Genomic DNA, 21928 nt, shown 5'->3' with positions numbered 1-21928 from the left:
TTTGTCTGTGCGAAAGCAACAACAACAAAGCGGAGGAAGTGGCTCGATCCTCGCCCACAAGAAAACGAGTAGCCCGGAACAGAAACCATTCTTATTTAAAGTGCCACAACATTCTCAAAGATTCCCCTAACGCCATTTTGTTTTTCAACACAAAAAAACTACTGTGCATTTTTTAATACACAATAGTTTCTCTTCTTATGCTTGGAACGGATAATCATCATTTATATAAATTCGCTCACAATGTAGAGCTTTTCCTGTTTTATCATCAATCTCTACAAAGAAACCACTTAACACATCGCGTCCTTTTTTAGGCACTTCAAAACGAGAGGGCATATTTGTTTGGAATTTATAAATGACACTTTCCTTTGTCATCCCTAAAATTTCATCGTATGGACCTGTCATACCAACGTCCGTAATATAAGCTGTTCCATTTGGGTAAATACGTGCATCAGCTGTTTGCACATGTGTATGTGTACCAACGACCGCCGAGGCCTTTCCATCTAAGTGCCATCCAAGGGCAATTTTTTCACTTGTCGCTTCTGCATGAAAATCCACGAATACAAGCGGTGACGTTTTATGTGCTTCTTCGATTAATTTCTCTGCCATCGCAAAAGGATCCTCATGTGGAGGTAAAAATACTCGACCATGCAAATTAATAACAGATAAAGTAACGCCATTTTTTGAAATTTGCATCATACCTTTACCTGGGGCCTCACTTGAAAAGTTTGCAGGTCGTATTAAATAATCTGCATCATCAATAAAATCAAAAATATCTTTATTATCCCAAGTATGATTGCCCATTGTGATAACATCTACACCCATTTGCAATAGATCATTATAAATATTTCGTGTAATTCCACGCCCTGCTGCTGCATTTTCACCATTCGCAATCACAACATCCGGGCTAAATTTTTTCTTCAAACGTGGTAAATATTTTTCCACTGCATCGCGGCCAATCGAACCGACGATATCTCCAATAAATAGTACTTTCATTTGGCAAGACCACTCTTTCTTTAATTAGCACCTTTTAGTTTACCACCTACTCCTAGTAAATCGCAAAATAAAACGCAAACCTCTTTGAGTTTGCATTTTGTACAGTTACTGTAACGATACAAGGACATGATATTTTTATAATTTACGAACATGCTCAAAGTTGAGAGCAAGTAAGTAAAATTTTAGTCATTTCATGAAAAGCCGTTTTTTTTATTTTATTAACCAGCTTTTTCATATACTATTTTGGGGTGATTTCAGATGAATAGGTTGAAGTCATCTCCAACATATTTTGATATTACCCATTAATAATTTGCTCCCACCATTCTTTGTTTTCCTTGTACCATTGAATCGTTTGAGCAATTCCAGTTTCAAAAGTGTATATCGGTTGCCAACCTAATTGTTCTAGTTTTGTTGCATCAATTGCATATCGCTTATCATGTCCTAAACGGTCTGCTACAAACTCTATTAATGCTTCTGATTTCCCTAATGTACGAATTATGGTTTTAACTACTTCTAAATTCGTACGTTCATTATGCCCACCAACATTATATACTTCTCCATTTACACCTTCATGTAAAACTAAATCAATGGCAGCACAATGATCAAACACGTGTAACCAATCACGAATGTTTCGACCATCACCATATATAGGAACCTTTTCTTCATTTAATACACGGGAAATCGTTAAAGGAATTAATTTTTCCGGGAAGTGATAAGGCCCATAATTGTTAGAACATCGTGTAATATTAATAGGCACTCCATAAGTATGGTGATACGCTTGAACTAAGAAATCAGAGGAAGCTTTACTGGCACTATATGGACTATTTGGTTGTAACGGTGTTTCTTCCGTAAAAAAAGTTGTTGGATCAAAATCCAATTCACCGTATACTTCATCTGTAGAGACATGAACAAATTTGGTAATTCCTACTTGCCTTGCAGCATCTAATAACACCTGTGTTCCTAGCACATTTGTAGAAACAAAAATCGCTGGATCTGTGATGGATCGATCTACATGACTTTCTGCAGCAAAATGCACAACATAATCAAACTTTTCTTTCTCAAATAAAGAAATAATCACATCATAGTCTACAATATCTGCTTTCACAAAATGATAATTCTCCATTTTTTCTATATCACTATGTTTAGTTAAATCACCTGCATATGTTAATACGTCTATATTATAAATTGCATACTCAGGGTATTTTTTAACCATGTATTGAACAAAGTTTCCACCAATAAACCCTGCTCCACCCGTAACAAGTATTTTTTTCTTTGTCATCTGTCTCACCTCTTTTAAACTTATTCGACTGAAATAAAAAAACTCTACATTGTCACATGAGAGTTGTTTAATGAATGAGAAACTTCAACCAAATATTTACCATATTCTGTCTTCATCAGAGGCTCGGCAAGATCTAATAACTGCTTCTTTGTTATATATCCTCGTCTAAATGCTATTTCTTCAATGCAAGCAATATATAGCCCCTGCCTTTTTTGTATAGCCTCTACAAAGTTAGAAGCCTCTAGTAATGATTCATGCGTGCCTGTATCTAACCACGCCAAGCCTCTACCAGTAAGTTCAACCTTTAACTCACCTCTTTGCAGATATACATCTATTATAGAAGTAATCTCCACTTCGCCACGTGCTGAAGGCTTCACGTTTTTTGCGATATCAACTACTTTATTATCAAAAAAATATAAACCTGGAACTGCGTATGAAGATTTAGGGTATTCCGGCTTTTCTTCTATAGAGATAGCATTCATCTGCTCATCTACCTCTACAACACCATAGGCCCTTGGATCATTCACATAACAGCCAAAAATAATGCCCCCGGTCGATAAAGACGCTGCAGCTTGTAAACGATTGCTCCAATTAGAACCATAGAAGATATTATCACCTAATACTAATACGACTGGTGAATCACCGATAAACTCCTCTCCAATTATAAAGGCTTCTGCGAGGCCATTAGGATCTTCCTGAACTGCATATTCAAAGTTCATCCCTAACTTACTGCCATCTCCTAAAAGCTCGTTAAACCCTACAATATCTCGAGAAGTAGAGATAATTAGAATTTCTTTGATTCCTGCGAGCATTAATACAGAAAGCGGATAATAAATCATCGGTTTATCGTAAATGGGTAGCATTTGTTTAGAAACAGATTTCGTCAGAGGATAAAGTCGAGTACCTGAACCTCCAGCTAAAATAATTCCTTTCATCCGATATTCACCTCTTGTCGATGTTTAAATAAACACAAATGAAAATCCTAGATTGCTTTTTTCAAATCTCATCATAATCAGCTAACATCTTGTGAATCTCTTCTATGCTGTTGAACATCATAACATCTATTATGGATAATCCTGGTATCGAATTAAAATGAAATTGATTATATTGCTTCAATTTGTTTTTAATAAACTTTAATTCAATATTATTATCTTTATACTTTTGTTTATTGAAAAAAGATACTCCCCCTGGGGGATTAATATATTCCGTAGCGTTTAAAGCTTTTGATATATTTAATGCCCATTCGTCAGCACTATTTACATCTTCAACTTTAATATTCATCTCAGAAAATACTACAATTTCACAATCTAACCCAAGATAATTACTTATTCCAAGCAAAATATTTTTATTGACATCAACTAACTTTTTAGTATCTTCATATAAAATACTATTCACTAAGTTAATTGTTTCATTGTAAAAGGGAGCTTTTTTATAGACCAATAATTGACTAAACAACGTCGTTTTCCAATCTACTTCATTGTTAATTACAATTTGATTGATTAAAGTATTTAAAGGAGCCTTTTTAACTGGTAATTTTATATAGGTGCTATCACTACCTTTACTAGTAATAATTTTATTTCTCGTCATCCAGCTTTTTCTTTGAAATTGGACAGTATCAAGAATAACAAACATATCTGCTGCCTGTAGCAAAGAAAAATAACCGATGTAAGGGAAGAAATATGGTTGCATAATAGCTACTCTCATTAATTTACCTTCCTTATCTATTACTTTAAAATACATCTTTTTTCGGAATATTCAAGATATCACCTTTTAACAATTCAGACATTCCGTAGATTACTATCAAATCGGGCTCAGTTCCTTAACCTAATTCTCTAAACAATCATTACAGCCTTCGTTCATAAAGTAATAAGGTAACCCATCTTCTAAACAAAAATTTTTCAATTTCTCGTTTTGCTAATTACGTTTCTTTGCTTTGATTCAATGACCCCGATAATATTATCGCAGCGTCATGTAACGTATTAATTACGTTATAAACGCCCATAAAAATGACTTTCAAATTTGTATTAGACTTTAAGTTCAACCACTTTATTATTAAGTCAGTTTGCATATATAATTCAAAACTATCAAGATATTACTTGTATTTCTAGCATATCCTTAATTTTATTTAAATCATTAAACATCATGACATCAATAATTGAGAGACCCGGAATAAAATGTTTATCAAATTGTTTGTATGGGGATAAGTTGGGCTTAACAAAATAAATATATATACCATTTTCTAGATACTTTTCCTGACTATAAAAATCTTTACCACCAATAGCATTGATATAAGTGGTAGCATTTAATGCTTTAGACACTTTAATGCCCCATTCATCTGCTGCGTTAGCAGATTCAATAGTTGGAAATTTTTTTGACAATATTGTTATATTCGTTTTTATGCTTAATAGAGAGCAAGTTTTTCGAAGGAGTATTGTATTAAATTCACTTAATTTGTTTTGACTGCTATTAGGTATACAGTCATTTAAGAAATCTAAAACATAGTTAAAATAAGGAGCTTGTTTATAATATATTAATTGGTCAAAAAGCTTTTCTTGCCAATTAATATTATTGTTTATTAAGATATCTTTAATTTTTGTTTCTCTTGGAGATTTACTTATAGGAACATTGATAAAAACACTTTCTTTTTGCTCGTTCAAAATTCTATTTCTAGATATCCAGCCTCTTCTAATATGTTGTGCATTATCAAAAATAACGAATTCATCTACAGAATTTATCAATTGAAAATATCCTAAATACGGAAAAAAATAGGGCTGCATTAAAGCTACTCTCACTCAAATCCCCCCTTATGACTTAATAATAGTTACAATTTTATCTATATCATCTAGATTTAAATCAGAGTACAGTGGTAGAGTTAGGACTCTTTCTGCTATAAATTTTGCAACTGGCGTTTCTCCGGTATTAAATCTATTTTTATAGCTTTCAAAACTATTTGTTAAGGGGTAAAAATACTTTCTAGTTAAAATATTATATTTTTTTAATTTTTCATGAACTTCATCACGTGAAAGTGTGAACCCATCAAATAATACAGGAAAGTATGCATAATTGCTTTTCACACACTCTTGAGGAAGCGATAGTTGGATTCCTTTAACTCCACTAAGGTGTTCGACATATCTATTATAGACTTTTTTTCTCTTTTTAATTTCTTGATCTACACTTCGAAGGTTGCAGATGCCCATAGTTGCCTGAAATTCATTCATTTTTGCATTACCGCCAATATACTCTATTGTTTCTGGTCCAGTAATACCAAAGTTTTTATGTGCATTTATTACATCTTTGAAACTAGGGTCCTTAAAAGTTAATGCTCCACCCTCAATCGTATGAAAAACTTTTGTAGCATGGAAACTGAACATGGATACATCACCATAGTTTGCGACCCCTTCATCATTGACTGTAATACCAAAAGCATGTGCGGCATCATAAATTACTTTAAGATTATACTTTTTTGCTATTCTATTAATTTCAGCAACATCACAAATATTACCATAAACATGAACAGGAATTATCGCCGACGTTTTATCTGTTATCAAATGCTCGAGGTTGTCAGTTTGGATTGTATAGTTATCTGGATCAATATCACAGAAGACAGGTGTCAGTCCATTTCTAACAATCGCATGGGTAGTGGAAGCAAAAGTAAAGGGCGTTGTAATCACTTCCCCTGTTAAATTTAAAGCTGCGATGGCATACTCTAACGCAAGATGCCCATTGGAAAATAGCGAAACATTAGGTGTTTTTAAATACTGTTCCAATCCCGCTTCTAGTTGTTGATGTTTTACACCCATATTAGTCAGGCATCGACTATCCCAAATACCTCTAATTTCTTCAGAAAACTCGTCAAAATCAGGCATTGATGATTGCGTTACTTGAATTGGTTTCATCTTTTTCCCCTTTTAACTTAAGCTAATTTTTTCTAAAAAAATCTTTGACATTGATTTGTACCCCTGTGCCATTTTATCCACCTTATTGCACCAAGAAGAATCGGAAAAAAGAGGATAGAAAGAAATCTACCCCACCACTTTTTTCGGGCGCAACTTCCCTACTTTTTCAGCTACACAAAAAATAACTTGTGTTTTGTTTAAAAATCTTGACGAACCTTTTTTAAATACTTCGATTATTAATTGTTTTTCATACTATAAGATATGTTCACTCTCTATATTGAAATAGCTATAAGTATCAATAAATGATGCTTTTGCAGGGCTACCTTTATATATTTTTCCTTCTAGAGTATTCTTAATTACTAATGCTCCTGATGAAATAAAACAATCCTTTCCAACCTTTATTTCATCATTAAATGTACTATTTACTCCAATAAAACAATTCTCTCCAATATCGCAATTTCCTGCAATAACTACATGTGAAGAAATAAAACAATTATCCTTAATAACAGAACGGTGTCCCACATGGTTTCCACTCCATAAAATTACGTTATTCCCTACATTAACATGATGCTGTAATACATTATTTTCAAATATAAAACAATTTTCTCCTATTGTTACATTTCTCCAAACAAAAGCTTTGGAGCTAATATATGTTACTAATTCATATCCCTTATTTTTCGTTTCATGATATAATCTCGTTCTTAATCTATTAAAATTAGTATAAGGAACTGCAACAAAAGCTTTATACGCAGTTACTGGATAAATTTGATGCACCTCTTCAAAAGGGACAACTGGTAAATCATAAAGCTTGTCATTTTTTATATAGTCTTTCTCAGCAGCAAAAGCTACTATTTCATATGGAGAATCGTAAGTAAAATATTCATATGCTATTTCTGCAAATTCGCCAGCCCCTACAATTACTAACTTTTCGCCATTCTTCAAAGGTTTATTCATTGTATCTATTCACCGTACCCTTTTAATGATTATTTTTTACTTCTTCTTAAATAAACATATGAATGATAATCCGTTGAAATGTTAAAACGACTCATAAAAAAATGGTATTACTGTGATGATCACACAGCAGAAAACACGTTTGTAGGTGGATTGTATATGGGGCTTACTTATAAAACTTGATTAGTAAACCTCTCCAGTTGGGACTTTCTTATTCCTTTTAAAAATTTCCTTTATCGTCGTAACTAAATAAATAAAACATTCTAATCTAAATGTTTTTGCTAACCCAATATATATCATAATGCCTGTCAAGATTTGGATACAGATTGTTACCCCGTCTGATAGGCCAAGCCATTGAATGGAAAATACAATAGCACCCATTATTACCGCTATTAATAAAGATGGCATAATATCGTTCCACTGCTCTTTCACACTATAATTAAGTAATATTAAGTTCGGATAAGCATTAAGCAACGAAGCTATTATGCCAAGTACAAATGAACCTATAGCGATTGCATGGACACCTAATGGTATACTAATTATTAAAATATTTAATCCGAGTAATTTTTTTATTATTTCTAGCTTCAAAAAAATATCACTACGACCTAAAGCGTTAATTGCCTGTAAATTAGCTGCATGGATTGGCCATAGGGCATAAACAGCACAAAATATTTGTAAAAATGGAACAGCAGGTAACCATTTTTCTGTTAACAAAACCTTTACTAACGGTTCAGCGATAACAGCTAGACCTATCATCATCGGAAATACAATAAATGAGCTCGTAACAATGACTCTTCTCACCATTTCCTTTACCCTTTCCCCATTTTCTTGATGAGCTGCCAATGTAGGAAGCATGACTGATTGTATGGATCCGTTTATATTACTTACAATGAAACCTGGAAACTGTTCTCCTCTACTATAAAAGCCCAATAATATTGGACTAAACATTTTACCTATTAAAAGTCCACTTATATTCGTATAAATAGTATCAATCAACGAAGATATTAATAACTTCCATCCAAATGAAAATAATCCTATTATTCTTTCCATTGAAAAAAGTAATTTTGGTCTCCATTTGTCTGTAAACCATAAAATAACTATAACCAAAAGTTGGCTTGTTAATTGCTGCACAATCAAAGCCCATACACCAAAACCATTATATGCCATCGTTATTCCGAAAATCCCCGATACTAAGACTGCCCCTAAACTGCTAAAAAATAATTTCTTAAATTCCATATTTCGAGCAATATTCGCGTTCTGAATTGAATTAATAGCACCAAAAAATAAAGTTACCGATAAAATTCTTAAAATAAGTGTTATCTGTGTTTCTTCAAAGAAAACGGCAATAATAGGCGCAGAAAAGAAAAGTACTACATATAAAATACTAGCAACAAATAGGTTTAAGAAAAAAACAGAAGAAAAGTCAACTTCATCCGCATTTTTCTTCTGAATTAAAGCTGTATTAAATCCACTTTGAATTAATACATTAGCTAATGATATAAAAATTGCTACTAGTGCAATTAATCCAAAATCTTTAGGTAGTAGCAAACGAGCTACCACTATCATTATTATTAATTGAAAGCTCTGCGATCCCCCCCTCTCCATCATTTTCCACAAAAGAGAAGACAGGACTTTTGATTTTGTTATGTCATTGTTCATTAAACAAATTTCCCTTTTACAATTTTGAGAATCTTAAAAATACTCGGGCTATAATTTTCTATGAATAAAGCAATCTTCATTTTTAATCCTAGTTCTAAATATAACTCTTTATATTCCCCTGTTTTTGCTTCTTTATAATTACCCTTTTCTAATAATAGAAATAATTGAGACCGTTTTTTTGTTCTTTTTATTACTTCATCATATTGTTTATTTGTATAATGATTTACTTCTTCTAGCATATCTGCCATATCATTGTAGTGTTTTTTCTTTTTTTCAATGTTTGAAAAATTTTTGGCCGTCCAAGAACCTTCGTCTCCTACTCGATATGCTGACATAATTTCATCGATACAATATACTGTACCAAGTAAAGATAAATTGATAACTAAGGGATAATCACCAACAGGGGCATTTTCTAAGAAAGCGGGCCTATTAGTTCCGAATTCCGTTGGAAACAGCATGGAATTTGTTAAGAAAAGAGATCCACCGCCCTCTATTACTTCAGAAACTGTAAAGACTTTATTTCCTTTATTAGGTCTGTTATACAATAATATTTTCTTTTCTGTTGCTGACACCACATACCCCCCGTGAACGCATAAACTACATTCAGGATGATTATCCATATAGTCTACCTGTTTTTGCAGTTTATATGGATCTGTCCAGTAATCGTCACCTTCACATATCGCAATATATTTTCCTTTTGCTCTTTCAACATTAATATATTCTACGGACACTCCTTTTGAATATTGGTTTTCACTTTGGTAGATAGGTTTTATCAAATCAGGGTATTTTTTTTCATACTCTCTAATTATTTTTGCTGTGTTATCTGTAGATGCATCGTCATGAATTAATATTTCAATATTAAAAGTTGTTTTTTGCATTAAAAAACTGTCAATTGCATCTGCTATATATTTTTCATGATTATAGGTTATACAGCTAACACTAACTAAAATATTATCCATTTGGATACACCCTTTCACCAATCTCTAGCAATATGATATTCACCCAACTGACAGCATATTCTCCCTTTTTTACCTACTTTCTAATTTCAACAAAAATTTGTAATAAATATATAAAAGTAAACTAAGTTCATATTTTAATGCAGTTAAAACAAACTTTTTCCTTAATGTATACCCTTTCATATCTACTTTTTTCAGAATAGCTTTTAATTTTTTATCTTTACACAAATTTTTTATATTTAGTATTTTCTCTGAATATTCTTTAACATTTTCTCTTCGAACTTCATTTGCTATTGAAAGGATATACATGCTAACATATCTATTCTGCAGCCTTTGTTCGACAATAGAATTATTCTTAATTTCATTCTGTAATAATTTTTTTAAAATTTGATATACCTCATGTTGTATATTGATCATACCCACCCTATAGGATGAAGTTGCAGAATTCGAATTAATCATATAGTGATAATATAAACCTCTATTTATACTAACTTTTTTGCTTTTTAATAATACTTGGACACAAAATATGAGATCTTCCATTAAAGGAATTCCTAATTCAAACTTAAAATTATAATAACTGATAAAATCTCTTTTTATTATTAGGCGACAAACGCTTCCCATAATCGTAGATGCATTACTATTTAAATTAGAACTCCCTATCATATTAGCGATAATGAGATTGACTATTTCTTCTCCTACTAATAAGTTTTGTTTGATATTTAATAAATCTGGAGTAACTTTCCCCTTATTTTCAACTAAATAGTTTCCTATACACACTTCAGCATCCGAAGATTTAACTTGTTCATATAAATTTGTGTACATCCCGCGTTCTATCCAATCATCTGGATCAATAAAGCCTATATATTCACCTTTTGCAATCTCAATTCCAGCATTTCTAGATGAAGATACTCCGCCATTAGGTTTATCAATAATCTCTATTCTAATATCATTTTTTTGATATTCTTTACAAATAGACAAACTATTATCCGTCGATCCATCATTGACTAATATTATTTGAATATCTTCTAATGTCTGATTTTGTATGCTCTCTATACTTCGACGTAAGTATATTTCTGAATTATAAATTGGGACAATAACACTAACTTTAACCAACATATCCCCCCTAAATAGAACGAGGCTACTGAAAAAATATAAAATATGCAAGTTGAACTTAAGAATCCTGCATGCTGTTATCCATACATTCGAGCTGGCCACAAATAACAGATGTTGCATTGCACTCATGCATATACTACTGCGCTTTCGTCGTTGAAAAAATTTGCTAGGTGCGAATGTCCACAGTATTTCTTATTCATTTGAACTTTTTGTTCAATATATAAATATTTTTTTAGCAATTATTTGCTAATGCTTTACTTTTGTTAAAAGGATTTATTGCAGCGGAAGATGTTTTTTGAGAGAAAGCGTAGCTACGGGAACATGTGACTGCGGGCTAAGAGACACCGCACGAAGTGTAGGAATAGGACCGACACTCACCCGCGGAAACGGAAGGGTCAGGTGCAAATTTTTGTTAGGAGTTTTATGAGAAATCCACTTTTTTAGTTGCCTCTAATAAAACAGTAGTGTATAAATTCATCTAAAAAATATTTTAGTTGTAATAAGTAATTGCATAAAATAATTCAAGTCCTTGATACATGATCATTCCTGTAGAGAAAACAATACATATAATAACAAAAAGAGTTCTTATCTTTGTTGAAAGACTTTGTAGAATAATATGAATTAAAGGTAATATTAAAAAAGCTAATCCATATAACATACGATTAAAAATTAATACATTTTGCAAAGAACCAAGTGCTACAAATAAGTAAATTATAATAAAAGTAATATAGCGCAGTTGGCCATTAGTATAATTCAAGTGTTTTTTCTTTAAAATATAAAAACAAGTTATCATAATTATCGAAACAAATATGACGTTAACAATAACAACACGATTATCAGTAATATAACTAATTTCTCCATATAATTTTAATAAGTATCCTGCAGTTTTTAATGCTCCAATTGAAGATGATTCTAATAATTTTGATATATAATTAGCAAACATTCCCCATATTATTAACAAGGGGGCTAATTTATACATTTTCGGAGTTAAAACAAATATTCGGGCAATAAGCACTATAATTGTAGATGGGTGAATAAAAATTGGAAGTATATAGAGTAAAAACTTTAAAATACCTTTTCTCTGTTTGAATAGATCCATGTATACTGCCAGAGAGGCTATACTAAAAGCAAATACATTTCTAATACCAGATATTGACAACACTATGTTAACCAAGGCAAAGAATAAAAAAAAGTTAATTGAAAAAGCAATGGTATTTCTTTCGCGATCAAATTTTTCTTTCAAATCACATGTAATATACGTGAATATCATATACTCAATCAATATAGTGATAAAAACTAGTAAATTATTGTAATCGAATAAAGACACAACATAGTAAATAAAATTAATTATGAAGAGTTCCTTGTATCTTCCTTGTGTAAGAGCATAGTTTATACCACCACTTCTCATTCTATCTATTTCATTGTAATGATGAAACAGATCCCACAGAGGAGGAGGCTTTATTTGTGATGCTAGAAAAGCATATGCAATTCCAAAATAGATTAAAATAAACATATACTGTTTTTTATTTACTTTTATATTAATTAAGAAGCCAATTTGGTGTATTAAAACAATAATAAAAATATATAATGTAAATATTATATTCAATACCAACATAATCTATTATCCTTGCTGCTTAAGTACAAACTTTCATACTTTTCTACACATTTTTGTATATCGTATTGCTTCGACATATTAAAAGAAACTTCACCGAAACGCTGCCTTAACATTACATCCTCAACCAACTTTGACATTTCTTTTGTAAGCTGTTCTCGATTCCCAACGTCAACTAATAATCCATTTTGATTTTGCTTTACTATGTCTATAACCCCACCTGCTTTAGTTGTTACTATAGGCAAACCACTGGCCATAGCTTCGAGTACAGACAAAGGTAATCCTTCATAATTTGAAGTCATTATATAAACATCTGCTTTGTTAAGTTCCTCCGCTACATTACTTACAACACCTTTTAAAATTACTTTTTCTTCTAGACCTAGTTCTTTAATTTGTTTTTCAATATCTAATCGAAGTTCCCCATCCCCTAAAATGGTTAACATTACATTATCATACTTTTTTGCAACATCTGAAAATGCGTTAATCATGAGATTATGATTTTTTACATGTTGCATTCTACCAGTAGTAATAAAGTTAATATAATTTGTATTTTGCTTTCTCTCTAATTTTTTATATATTTCTGTGTTAACTCCGTTATAGATACAAGGAACTTTCTCATCTGGCAAGTCATATTCTTCACATATTGTTGTTTTTACAACATCACATATAGCTACAGGAGTAAATGAAAAAAAACGATAAGTAATTTTCATTATTTTTTTTAGAAATCCTGTTGACTCCATACTTGCAACACTATGGACAGTGTGGAACCTATTTTTAATACCATAAAGAATAGTAGCTGGTAAAACATATGGAACAACATTTAGATGTGTGTGTATAGTATGGGGCTTGTATTTTCTTACTACATTCGCAAATGCTAAAATAACTTTCGGATCAAAACCCAGCTTTTTATTCAAAAATTGAATATTAATATTATTCTTTTTTATGATACTTTCAAATTCCGTTCCCATTTTAGGAAATAAAGATAGTAGTAACACTTCGTACTTTTGTACATCTAAATTTAAAACAATATCAATCGCAAGCTTTTCACCGCCTCCAATTCCAAGAGTCGGAACTACAATTAATACTCGTTTCCTCATTTATAACCCCTCATATATATCACAAATTTTTTTTATAATAACTTCAGTTGAATAGCAGCTTTTAATTTTATTTTGATTCCATTTAGATATTTGTCTTCTGATCGAGGGATCTTGAATCTCATTAACAGCCCTAATTATTGCAGGTACATCTCCAACATCAAATAAAACTCCGCCTTTTTGTTCAATCATTTCAGGAATAGCGCCCACTGATGTACCGATAACCGGTAAACCGCAAGCCATAGCTTCTAAAACAACAAGGGGAAATCCCTCCGTATGAGAAGGAAACAGTAATATATCAGCATTTTTCATTTCTATTAATACGTTATCTTTAGAAACTTCTCCAATTAATTTAACATTTTCAGGAACATCGATATTTTTGTAATCATCACTTATATTACCTATTAGACGAAAGTTTATGTTAGGGAAGCTTTGAGATACCTCAATAATTTCATTACACCCCTTCGATCGATTCACATGACCTACAAAAATTATTGTTTTTATTTCGTCAGATATATACTTTAAGCCTGAGTGATTTATATCCTTATAGTCAATAAAATTTGAAACAATAAAACTTTCTCTTTTTAATACTTTCTTAACATACTGATTTGAATCGGAATTTAAAACAAGAATCGTATCAGTATGATTAATAAGTTCTTTAAAAATCCAAGTTGAAAATTTATTATTTAACATACTTGGTATATTACAGTGACATTGTAATATCAACTTGTAACCATTTTTCTTAATCTTTCTTGCACACAATAAATCTCTGATCATACCAGTTGTAGAACAAGAAGTGTTTAAATGAACAACATCGAATTTGTTCTTTTTCAAAGTTTTAATTAGGTTAATATAAATCGAAACATTCCTCTTTATTTCTTCTAGCATTTTCTTATTATTAAAGCTATAAATTCTACCTCCTCTAACGGAAGTATTAATAACTTTTACATTTTGTTTTCTTATAAGTTCGCTTTTTAAATACATCTCTGTCCAAGTTGCTATTCCTCCTGCTGGTGAAGGTAAGGGAGAAATTAATAATATGTCTAATCCATTTTTTAAATTAGTCATGTTGATTCTCTCCAAAAACCACACGATTAACATAATCCGTATACGACAAAATAATTCTAAGCACTTTATCTGACACATTTGGCATACTATAATCTACAACTCTTTTTAAATCGTAATTCTCTTGTGTCTTTAAAATCTCTAATCCTTGTAAAACTCTCTCTTTCTTCAGCCCTACCATCATGACCGTAGCCTCTTCCATTGCTTCGGGTCTTTCATGTGCCTGTCTAATATTAAGCGCTCTAAATCCAAGAATGGAAGATTCCTCACTTATCGTTCCACTATCACTTAATACGGCCTTTGCTTCTATTTGAAGTTTTACATAGTCATTAAATCCCAAAGGCTTTATTATTTTTACTAAAGGATTAAACTCTATCTCCTTCGCATGAATCATCTTCAAAGTTCTAGGATGTGTACTAACAATGACAGGCATCTGATACATTTCTGCAATCGCATTTAAGCTATCTACTAAATCTAAAAAATTTGTTTCTGAATTAATATTTTCCTCTCTGTGTGCCGATACTACAAAATAATTTACTTCTTTAAGATTTAGCCTTGCTACTACATCTGATTTTTCTATATCCACTTTTCTTGAATTGAGTACTTCTAACATCGGACTCCCCGTCTTAATAATTCGATCTGCTGGTAGCCCTTCCCTTAATAAATATTCTCTTGCAATGTCACTGTACGTTAAGTTAACATCTGAAATATGATCGACAATTTTTCTATTTGTTTCTTCTGGTACTCTTTGGTCAAAACATCTATTTCCCGCTTCCATATGAAATATAGGAATATGTCTTTTCTTCGCTGCAATCGCACATAAGCAGCTGTTTGTATCACCTAATACCAAAAATGCATCTGGTTGAATTTCCTCTAAAATAGGATCAATTTTCACTAGAATATTTCCTATTGTTTCAATAGCAGTTCCAGTTGCTGCATTTAAAAAATAATCCGGTGTCTTTAAATTGAACTCTCTAAAAAACACTTCATTTAACTCATAATCATAATTTTGACCAGTATGGACTAATACATGTTCGATAACATTTGATTTTTCTAATTTATTTATGACAGCAGATAGTCTAATAATTTCTGGTCGAGTACCTACAACAGTCATTACTTTTAGCTTCTTCACCTTATACCTCCAAATAAATTGTATCTGGTTTTTCAGGATCAAATATTTCATTCACCCACATGATTGTTACCATATCTGTGTCACCTAAATTTTCAATGTTGTGTGTATATCCCACTGGAATATCAACCACTTCCAATTTATCGCCACTAACAAAGTACTCCACTACTTCATTCGAATTAATATTTCTAAATCGAATCACACCTTGACCACTTACAACTAAAAATTTTTCATTTTTTGAATGATGCCAGTGGTTACCTTTTGTTATACCTGGTTTTGAAATATTTACTGATAATTGGCCTCTATCAGGCGTCTTAATAAATTCCGTAAAGGATCCTCTTAAATCTACATTCATCTTCAGATCATAACTAAATTGATTTTCTTTTAGGAAACTTAAAAATGTACTGTATAATTTTTTCGTAAAAGTGTGGGACATATTAGGAATAGAACGTTCTTCTCTACTTTTTTTGAAGGAATAAATCAATTCTACAATTTCCCCTAGTGTCGTCTTATGGACAACTGGGATTTGGCAATAGCCTTGGATTGATTTCTCATTCCCCTTCAAGGCTTCAAGCAATTCTTCCACAACATCATCAATGTAAACTAGCTTCATTTCAAGGCTAGGATCACTTACTTTTATAGGTAAATCATGTGCAATATTATGACAAAATGTTGCTACAGCACTGTTGTAATTTGGCTTACTCCATTTACCAAATACGTTAGGTAAACGATAGACTAAAATTTTCGCACCTGTTTTTTTACTGTATTCGAAAAGCAAGTCCTCCCCAGCCTTTTTACTAACACCATAAGGATTATTTTGTTCTGCTTGAGTAGATGATGCTAGCATAACAGGGCAAGTATTTTGGTATTTCTTTAATGTATCAAGAAGAATAGAGGTAAAGCCATAGTTCACATCCATGAAATCAGACTGATCTTTCGGCCGACTTACTCCAGCAAGATGAAAAATAAAATCCGCCTCTTTACAATATTCATCTAACAAGTCTACGTTTGTTTCTCTATTATATTCCAGAATATCAGTATAATTTTGGTTTTTAAGCTTTGCTATGAGATTCTTGCCGATAAACCCCTTTGAACCGGTCACTAGTATTTTCATCATAGACCCAACCTTTCAATTCTTCTTGAATATAATCAAGCTTTAATAACCTTTCTTTTATTTGCTGAATATTTAGCATTTCTGTGTTGTGAGAATTGTACTCCTCTTGTCTGGATAATTTTTGATCACCCTCTAAGAAGTATTTTTCGTAATTTAAGTCCCTTTTGTCAGCAGGCACACGGTAAAACTCTCCTAAATCTTGTGCAACCACATTTTCCTCTCTAGTAAGCAAAGTTTCATATAGTTTTTCACCATGACGAGTACCAATAATATCTATGTTATTATCCGCATTGAACAACTCCCTGATGGCATGTGCTAAATCCCAAACAGTCGATGCAGGTGATTTTTGTACCATAATATCTCCTGCATCGGCATGTTCAAATGCAAATAATACTAATTCAACTGCTTCTTCAAGACTCATTAGAAATCTAGTCATTTTTGGATCTGTAATTGTTAGTGATTGGCCATTTTTAATTTGGTCAATAAATAATGGGATAACTGAACCACGTGATGCCATCACATTTCCATAGCGAGTACCACATATTAATGTTCTTTTTGGATCAACTGTTTTTGCTTTTGCAACAATCACCTTTTCCATCATTGCTTTTGAAATGCCCATTGCATTAATCGGATAAGCGGCTTTATCTGTCGACAAACAAATTACCTTTTTTACACCACTTTCAATTGCCACAGTCAGAACATTATCTGTTCCAATTACATTAGTTTTCACTGCTTCTAATGGAAAGAACTCACATGATGGAACTTGTTTTAGCGCAGCAGCGTGGAAAATGTAATCTACACCGTGCATAGCATTTTTCAAACTCGATACATCCCTTACATCGCCTATATAAAATTTCAATTTTTCATTTTTGTAAACTTTTCTCATATCATCTTGTTTTTTCTCATCTCTTGAAAAAATGCGAATTTCTTTTATATCGGTATTTAAAAATCTCTTCATAACTGCATTTCCAAATGACCCCGTACCGCCAGTTATTAATAATATTTTGTCCTTAAACATATTATTGTTCCCCCAGTAATTTATGCATAAGATTCACATATTTTCGAGTACATTTTTCCATCGTGTATTTCTCAAGAAATAACTTCCTACAATTTTCCCCCATTTTTTCGCGTTTCACTCTATCATCAAGGAGTTCTTTAATAACAATTACTAGTCTGGAGCTATCCTTTGCTTGCATAGCGTATCCTGCATTATGATCTATTAAATCTCTAGCTATATCAGAATTTGCTCCTATAATAGCGATTACTGGTTTACTAGCCATCATATAGCTATAGGTTTTACTTGGTACGGCTAGGCCAGTCAATCCATCCGATAAACTTACAATGAAACAATCGCTGATACTAAGAGCCTTTTGAAAATCATGTCCATGTAAAAAATCAAAAACACGTGCGTGATTCAAATTCTCTGTTTCTATAATCTCTTTTAATTTATCCATTTTATTTCCATGTCCAGCAAAAAGAAATTGAACGTTCTTATCATTTTTTAATTGACGGATTGCCTCCAATATCGGATCCAAATCTTGACATATTCCCATATTGCCAAAATAAGATACGACTAGATTTTCATCTGTTTTTATGGATTCTAATAGTTTATTTTCAGACGCTTTAGTGGCATTAGAGAATGCTTTATCCTCGCACCAATTAGGGATTACTTCAATTTGGTGTTTTTTTAATGCTATTCTATGTTTTAGTAGATAGTCTTTCATTTCATTCGATAAAGCAACAACTGTATTAACATGTTTAAAAATACATTTATTTACTTTTTTCATCATTTTGCTAATTACACTATCTTCGGAAATAGTGTTTGTAAAGTAAGCTATTTCTGGGTATACATCATAGCTTACAAACACTACTTTTGTGTTAAAAAACTTATTAGCCAGAGCTGCTATTAACGGTAATATTGGTGGATTTGAGTAAACGATTATTGCCTCATACTTTCTCAATTGTCTAAAACGTAAGGCTACAGAAAATGTAAAAGAAAAATAATTAATTAATCGTCCGATGAAATTACTACGTTTAAGTTGGATATATTTTAGTCTACTTATCTTAATATTTTCATAGGTTTCTTGCAGCGGGACATTATTTGTTAAGTTGTACTCTTTTGGATACCCAGACAATGCGCTGACAGTAAAACCAGCCTTACTAAGAGCCATTGCAGTGTTAAAAGGAAGTGTAGCCGACGAAATATATTCAGGATAAAAATACTGGCACAAAAATAATACATTTTTCTTTTTCTCCATCATTAAACCACCCCTACTTTTAGCTCACATGACTCACTGATCCAAATGTCTAAATAAGTTAAGTAGTTATTGCAATGTCCAGATAAATACATTCAACACAATTTCCCCTCGTTGTACTTTATTACAAATTATGAACCTATATAGGTTCATCACCGTAACTTGGGGTTAATTTTTGTTCCAGTTGAACACTTTCCGAGGAGCTGCTCCCCTTGCAAGCTCAGTCAAGGGTTTCGCCGTCGGACTCTGCCCCCCCAAGAAGCTTTGATCTGTAGCGAAAATCGAATTCAGTCAGCTTCACTCGCCCAACCTTCACTCTATTTAACAAGTACTTTATTTATTAAATTGAAAGTCCCGACTTTTGATGATGAATCAAATATTTGTTATATATATTAGAATTAATCTTAGTGCTACTTACTTTATAACATTGGTCATTTCATTTTATTCGATAAAGCACATTGTTATAATTGCATATATATGCTCGAACAATATCTATATTCCTTTCTACCGGAAATATAGAAAAAATAACAAATTTATACTCTAATTAAAAAGGATATTAATATCCAATCACATTCACCTATAAACTAATGTGTTTATCTGTAAACGAACACTATCAGATATTAATAGTAAACTTATTAACTTTTTAGAATACTTTATAAAAAGAATGTATTTTTTACAAAAATGCCCTAAAAGTCATAAAATACTTTTAGGGCATCTTCACAATGAGAAGTTTTGTATATTTTAATATAAATCTAATACTCACTATATTTTGACGCTTTATGTTCTTGCAAAAGTTCCATCATTTTACGCTTATATGTTTCTACACCGGGCTGATCAAATGGGTTGACACCTAGTAAATATGCGCTCATTGTACATGCCTTCATAAAAAAATAAATTAGAAAGCCAATATGATAAGCATCTAGCTTTGGTAATTCCAGCTGTATAACCGGGACATTACCTTCCGAATGAGCACGTGCTGTGCCTTCTTTAGAAATAGCGTTTATTTCATTAAATGTTCGATTCGTTAAATAGTTTAGTCCATCCTCATTGCGTACATCATAGGGTACTGCCAAATCATCATCAATTTCATGAAAGTGAAGTAATGTTTCAAACAAAATTGGGCTACCCTCCTGTATAAATTGGCCAATAGCATGCAAATCTGTTGAAAAATTTACTGTAGATGGATAAAGACCTTTTCTGTCTTTACCTTCACTCTCACCAAACAGTTGCTTCCACCATTCATGAAACTTATTTAAGGCCGGTTCAAATGAAGCAAGCAATTCAATTTTGTATCCTTGTTCATATAATGCATGACGTAACACCGCATATCGATACGCCTCATTATACTCAAGTCTTGATTCTTTAAACTCTAATGCCGCTACCTTCGCTCCAGACATTAAGTTATAAATATCAACCCCTGCAACTGCCATAGGCAAAAGACCAGCAGCAGTTAATACCGAAAAACGACCACCTATGTTTGAAGGTATAACAAATTGTCGATAACCCGAAGCATCAGCTATTTTCTTTAATAGTCCTCTTTTGGCGTCTGTCGTGACGATAATTCGTTCAGCTGCTCTTTCCCCATAATGTAATTCCATATACTGACGTAAAACTCGAAACGCCAGTGCTGGTTCCATAGTTCCTCCAGATTTTGACACAACATTCACGTATACACTCTTATTCTCAATATTCTCCAGTAATTGCTTAATATAAGCTCCACTCATATTTTGCCCTACATAGATCACTTCAATTCCATCATGATGTGCACCAAAATAAGGTGTCAGGGCATCTTGCACAGCACGGGCACCTAGAAAAGAACCACCCACTCCAATGACAATAAGTACATCTGCAAAACTACGAATTTCATGCGCTGTCTTTTCAATATGAACAAATAATTCATCATAAGCTTCAAGCGGTGCATGAAGCCAACCAGTCGGAACATCCTCTGCCAGTTCTAAATATCGGTGGATTTCTTCTACATTTTTTGTATAATATGACCAATCAATAGTAGTTAAGTCATAATTCAGAATGTTCGTATGCAAAAATTGCTTACTCACAGTTTGACCTCATTTCGTATGATTGAATAAGTTGTTAATGCATAAAAGTCCTCTATTTCGCATCAACGCCTTCTTTCTATGAACGATATGATCAATAATAATAATGGTTCTTAGGTGTTTTAATATTATTTAGAACAACGCCCAAAATTTGCGCTTTTGAAGAAACAAGTGCAGCCTTCGCTTTTAAAACATCTACTTTTTGTACTAAATCCATATTCACAACTAATATAGTACCATCACATTTATTAGACAAAATTTGCGCATCTGATACTGATAATAATGGAGGTGCATCTAAAATAATGATGTCATAATCCTTCTTTAAATCCTGCATAAGTATTTCCATTGTCTTCGATGATAGTAGGTCAACCGGATTTGGTGGAAGTGGTCCGCTTGGGATAATACTTAACTCTTCCACTGATGTTTTTTGAATAACATTAAAGTAAATCTCCTGCCTTGTTAACACATCTGACAATCCATTGGTATTTAAAGTACTAAACGTATGGTGTAAAGTTGGTTTACGCATATCGGCATCTATGATGATTACTCTTTTACCTTCTTGAGCAAAAACAACACCGAGATTTGCAGCATTTGTGGATTTACCTTCCCCCGGTATAGATGAAGTAACGAGTAGTGATTTTTTTTCTTGATCTGGCAAAGAAAATCGAATATTTGTACGTATCGTTCGGAATTGTTCAGATATGATTGATTTTGAATCTGTCACTAGTTTACGTGCCATTATAGTTTTTATTTTTGTA

General features: G+C 32.2%; 19 protein-coding genes. All 19 read right to left on the bottom strand.

The window, feature by feature from the left end:
* Positions 1–195: 195 nt before the first annotated feature.
* The 19 genes from ACQKNC_RS05645 to ACQKNC_RS05555 all read right to left on the bottom strand — a co-directional run bounded on the left by ACQKNC_RS05645 (position 196) and on the right by ACQKNC_RS05555 (position 21909).
* Positions 196–993, bottom strand: coding sequence for a TIGR00282 family metallophosphoesterase (locus ACQKNC_RS05645; protein WP_427423873.1), 798 nt, complete (start codon positions 991–993; stop codon positions 196–198).
* Positions 994–1288: 295 nt separating this feature from the next.
* Positions 1289–2272 carry a dTDP-glucose 4,6-dehydratase gene (rfbB, locus tag ACQKNC_RS05640; protein ID WP_427423872.1) on the bottom strand — a complete coding sequence of 328 codons (984 nt, stop codon included), beginning with the start codon at positions 2270–2272 and terminating at the stop codon, positions 1289–1291.
* 44 nt (positions 2273–2316) lie between these two features.
* Complete coding sequence (rfbA, locus tag ACQKNC_RS05635; protein ID WP_427423871.1) at positions 2317–3207, bottom strand: glucose-1-phosphate thymidylyltransferase RfbA; 891 nt, start codon at positions 3205–3207, stop codon at positions 2317–2319.
* A 61-nt stretch (positions 3208–3268) separates the two neighbouring features.
* Positions 3269–3976, bottom strand: coding sequence for a WbqC family protein (locus ACQKNC_RS05630; RefSeq protein ID WP_427423870.1), 708 nt, complete (start codon positions 3974–3976; stop codon positions 3269–3271).
* 380 nt (positions 3977–4356) lie between these two features.
* Positions 4357–5064, bottom strand: a complete 708-nt coding sequence (locus ACQKNC_RS05625; protein ID WP_427423869.1) for a WbqC family protein — start codon at positions 5062–5064, stop codon at positions 4357–4359.
* Positions 5065–5076: 12 nt separating this feature from the next.
* Positions 5077–6168, bottom strand: coding sequence for a DegT/DnrJ/EryC1/StrS family aminotransferase (locus ACQKNC_RS05620; protein WP_427423868.1), 1092 nt, complete (start codon positions 6166–6168; stop codon positions 5077–5079).
* A gap of 252 nt (positions 6169–6420) precedes the next feature.
* Positions 6421–7122, bottom strand: coding sequence for an acetyltransferase (locus tag ACQKNC_RS05615; RefSeq protein WP_427423867.1), 702 nt, complete (start codon positions 7120–7122; stop codon positions 6421–6423).
* Positions 7123–7302: 180 nt separating this feature from the next.
* Entirely contained in the window at positions 7303–8778 is a 1476-nt protein-coding gene (locus tag ACQKNC_RS05610; protein WP_427423866.1) for a lipopolysaccharide biosynthesis protein, read from the bottom strand.
* Complete coding sequence (locus tag ACQKNC_RS05605) at positions 8778–9737, bottom strand: glycosyltransferase family 2 protein (RefSeq protein WP_427423865.1); 960 nt, start codon at positions 9735–9737, stop codon at positions 8778–8780. Before ACQKNC_RS05605 ends, ACQKNC_RS05610 begins: the two co-directional genes overlap by 1 nt.
* A 69-nt stretch (positions 9738–9806) precedes the next feature.
* Positions 9807–10847: a glycosyltransferase gene (locus tag ACQKNC_RS05600; protein WP_427423864.1), complete on the bottom strand. Its 1041-nt coding sequence runs from the start codon at positions 10845–10847 to the stop codon at positions 9807–9809.
* A gap of 490 nt (positions 10848–11337) precedes the next feature.
* The gene (locus ACQKNC_RS05595) at positions 11338–12462 is read right to left on the bottom strand and encodes an EpsG family protein (RefSeq protein WP_427423863.1); all 1125 of its coding nucleotides are present in this window, start codon (positions 12460–12462) and stop codon (positions 11338–11340) included.
* The gene (locus ACQKNC_RS05590) at positions 12450–13556 is read right to left on the bottom strand and encodes a glycosyltransferase (protein WP_427423862.1); all 1107 of its coding nucleotides are present in this window, start codon (positions 13554–13556) and stop codon (positions 12450–12452) included. The genes ACQKNC_RS05595 and ACQKNC_RS05590 overlap by 13 nt, the downstream gene beginning before the upstream one ends.
* On the bottom strand, positions 13557–14621 hold the full coding sequence (locus ACQKNC_RS05585) for a glycosyltransferase family 4 protein (protein WP_427423861.1): 1065 nt from the start codon (positions 14619–14621) through the stop codon (positions 13557–13559).
* A complete protein-coding gene (gene wecB / locus ACQKNC_RS05580; RefSeq protein WP_427423860.1) occupies positions 14614–15750 on the bottom strand; it encodes a non-hydrolyzing UDP-N-acetylglucosamine 2-epimerase in 1137 nt (378 codons plus the stop codon). Before wecB ends, ACQKNC_RS05585 begins: the two co-directional genes overlap by 8 nt.
* Before the next feature lies 1 nt (position 15751).
* The gene (locus tag ACQKNC_RS05575) at positions 15752–16861 is read right to left on the bottom strand and encodes a capsular polysaccharide biosynthesis protein CapF (RefSeq protein WP_427423934.1); all 1110 of its coding nucleotides are present in this window, start codon (positions 16859–16861) and stop codon (positions 15752–15754) included.
* Positions 16800–17879, bottom strand: coding sequence for a polysaccharide biosynthesis protein (locus tag ACQKNC_RS05570; protein WP_427423859.1), 1080 nt, complete (start codon positions 17877–17879; stop codon positions 16800–16802). Before ACQKNC_RS05570 ends, ACQKNC_RS05575 begins: the two co-directional genes overlap by 62 nt.
* Position 17880: 1 nt before the next feature.
* Positions 17881–19119: a glycosyltransferase family 4 protein gene (locus ACQKNC_RS05565; RefSeq protein ID WP_427423858.1), complete on the bottom strand. Its 1239-nt coding sequence runs from the start codon at positions 19117–19119 to the stop codon at positions 17881–17883.
* Positions 19120–19868: 749 nt separating this feature from the next.
* Positions 19869–21173, bottom strand: coding sequence for a glucose-6-phosphate isomerase (locus tag ACQKNC_RS05560; protein ID WP_427423857.1), 1305 nt, complete (start codon positions 21171–21173; stop codon positions 19869–19871).
* A gap of 91 nt (positions 21174–21264) precedes the next feature.
* Positions 21265–21909 carry a CpsD/CapB family tyrosine-protein kinase gene (locus tag ACQKNC_RS05555; protein ID WP_427423856.1) on the bottom strand — a complete coding sequence of 215 codons (645 nt, stop codon included), beginning with the start codon at positions 21907–21909 and terminating at the stop codon, positions 21265–21267.
* Positions 21910–21928 lie beyond the last annotated feature (19 nt).

The organism is Lysinibacillus sp. NPDC094177 (genome assembly GCF_050279145.1).
Classification (GTDB): domain Bacteria; phylum Bacillota; class Bacilli; order Bacillales_A; family Planococcaceae; genus Lysinibacillus.
This window is presented reverse-complemented; position numbering and strand designations above follow the sequence as displayed.

Bases quoted from the DNA above. Each gene is read 5' to 3' on its own strand.
- ACQKNC_RS05575 (WP_427423934.1), bottom strand. From the start codon at position 16,861: ATGAAAATACTAGTGACCGGTTCAAAGGGGTTTATCGGCAAGAATCTC.
- ACQKNC_RS05570 (WP_427423859.1), bottom strand. From the start codon at position 17,879: ATGTTTAAGGACAAAATATTATTAATAACTGGCGGTACGGGGTCATTT.
- ACQKNC_RS05630 (WP_427423870.1), bottom strand. From the start codon at position 3,976: ATGAGAGTAGCTATTATGCAACCATATTTCTTCCCTTACATCGGTTAT.
- ACQKNC_RS05620 (WP_427423868.1), bottom strand. From the start codon at position 6,168: ATGAAACCAATTCAAGTAACGCAATCATCAATGCCTGATTTTGACGAG.
- ACQKNC_RS05590 (WP_427423862.1), bottom strand. From the start codon at position 13,556: ATGAGGAAACGAGTATTAATTGTAGTTCCGACTCTTGGAATTGGAGGC.
- rfbA (WP_427423871.1), bottom strand. From the start codon at position 3,207: ATGAAAGGAATTATTTTAGCTGGAGGTTCAGGTACTCGACTTTATCCT.
- rfbB (WP_427423872.1), bottom strand. From the start codon at position 2,272: ATGACAAAGAAAAAAATACTTGTTACGGGTGGAGCAGGGTTTATTGGT.
- ACQKNC_RS05565 (WP_427423858.1), bottom strand. From the start codon at position 19,119: ATGGAGAAAAAGAAAAATGTATTATTTTTGTGCCAGTATTTTTATCCT.
- ACQKNC_RS05610 (WP_427423866.1), bottom strand. From the start codon at position 8,778: ATGAACAATGACATAACAAAATCAAAAGTCCTGTCTTCTCTTTTGTGG.
- ACQKNC_RS05595 (WP_427423863.1), bottom strand. From the start codon at position 12,462: ATGTTGGTATTGAATATAATATTTACATTATATATTTTTATTATTGTT.
- ACQKNC_RS05585 (WP_427423861.1), bottom strand. From the start codon at position 14,621: ATGACTAATTTAAAAAATGGATTAGACATATTATTAATTTCTCCCTTA.
- ACQKNC_RS05605 (WP_427423865.1), bottom strand. From the start codon at position 9,737: ATGGATAATATTTTAGTTAGTGTTAGCTGTATAACCTATAATCATGAA.
- ACQKNC_RS05615 (WP_427423867.1), bottom strand. From the start codon at position 7,122: ATGAATAAACCTTTGAAGAATGGCGAAAAGTTAGTAATTGTAGGGGCT.
- ACQKNC_RS05555 (WP_427423856.1), bottom strand. From the start codon at position 21,909: ATGGCACGTAAACTAGTGACAGATTCAAAATCAATCATATCTGAACAA.
- ACQKNC_RS05645 (WP_427423873.1), bottom strand. From the start codon at position 993: ATGAAAGTACTATTTATTGGAGATATCGTCGGTTCGATTGGCCGCGAT.